Raw genomic sequence first — 1,487 nt, forward strand, 5'->3', positions numbered from 1 at the left:
ACACCAAAGCTCCTCTCATTCCTCTACATTCACCTCTACCAACTCTGCCCTACGGCACAGACAATTTCCGGTGCGCCGACTAAAGCCTGCTCCCAGTACGGCCAGTAGTGGGTGCCGACCGGGTTGAACATGTAGGTGGCCGGGATGCCCAGCGAGTCCAGCTTGGTCTTCAGGTTCTGCGTGCACGCGTTGGTCGCGGCTTCGATCGCGACGCCGAGACCGAGGTTGACCACGCCCATCGGGCCGTTGCCCTCGGTGTAGTAGCGCACGTCCTCCATCACCGGCAGACCGCTACCGCTGGAGATGTAGAGGTTGGTGCCGCGCAGCTTCTCGGCGTTGAGGACCGGGTCGTTGGCGACCCAGGCCGGGTCGTTGTCCGGGCCGTACATGTTCTCGGTGTCGCCACCCGCCCAGGTCTCCACGGAGAACTTGACGAACTGCCTGCCCATCGGGTCGGCGATCTGCGCGCAGCCGGAGTAGGCGGCGACGGACTTGAACAGGCCCGGCTTGGCCTCGGCCAGCTGCAGCACCGAGGTGCCGGAGGTGGACAGGCCGGCCAGCGAGTTGAGGCCGGTCGAGTTGAGGGTGCTGTCGAGCAGCGGCGGCAGCTCCTGGGTGAAGAAGGTGTTCCACTTGTTCAGGCCGAGGCGGGCGTCTTCCTTCTGCCAGTCGGCGTAGTAGCTGCCGCGGCCGCCGACCGGCTGGATGACATTGACCTGCTTGTCGGCCAGGAAGCCGAGCGCGTTGGTCTGCGCGGCCCAGCTGGCCGTGCCCTCACCGGCGTCGAGGCCGTTGAGCAGGTAGAGGTTGGGGGCGGGCTTGGACTCGTCGACCGGACGCTGCACGTCGACGGTGATGTCCTTCTTCATGGCCGCCGAGTACACCTTCAGGTGCCAGGTGCGCCCGTCCTTGACGATCGACGACACGGCAGAGGGCTTCTCGGGTTCGGCCGAGGCGGCGCCGCCGCCCGCGATCACGGCCACCGACAGCGCGGCGGTCAGAGCTACGGCGGTGGTGCGCAAGGCGGCCACGGTACGTACAGCAGAGAGCTTCATCGAACAGTCGGTTCCAGTCCACGGGCCGTGTCGGCTCCGTCATCGCAGTGCTTCCCCCCTTGGCCGAACGATGCGCGCTCGACGGCTGCGGGGCTGTCAGATCCTCCGACACTCTATGTCCTCCGGCGGGACAGAATCGTTACTGGTTCACAATTCGCCGTGACCTCGAGCACGGTTAACGACCGCGCAATACTGCCCGCGAATCGGAAATACCGCCGCAACCAGCCGCTCTTATGGTGACGGCCATGGGTAAGGAAATCCCCGGCGGCGCGTCGGCCGGGATCGAGATCAGCGGGTTGAGCAAGTCGTTCCGGGTGGGTCGCGATACCGTGCGCGCGCTGGACTCGGTCGATCTGCGGACCGCGAACGGCGCATTCCTCTCCCTGCTCGGCCCGTCGGGATGCGGCAAATCGACCGTTTTGCGAATTCTGG

Annotated in this window: 2 protein-coding genes; one reads left to right on the top strand and one right to left on the bottom strand. The window is 65.8% G+C overall.

Features of this window, described 5'->3' with window-relative positions:
* Positions 1-35: 35 nt before the first annotated feature.
* Positions 36-1,022: an alpha/beta hydrolase gene (locus ACWDNU_RS45665; protein WP_449673423.1), complete on the bottom strand. Its 987-nt coding sequence runs from the start codon at positions 1,020-1,022 to the stop codon at positions 36-38.
* Positions 1,023-1,300: 278 nt separating this feature from the next.
* On the opposite strand from ACWDNU_RS45665, the gene ACWDNU_RS45670 reads away from it, so the two are divergent.
* A partial coding sequence (locus ACWDNU_RS45670) for an ATP-binding cassette domain-containing protein (RefSeq protein WP_449673424.1) occupies positions 1,301-1,487 on the top strand: 187 nt, incomplete at its 3' end.

Source organism: Amycolatopsis sp. NPDC003676 (assembly GCF_053587275.1).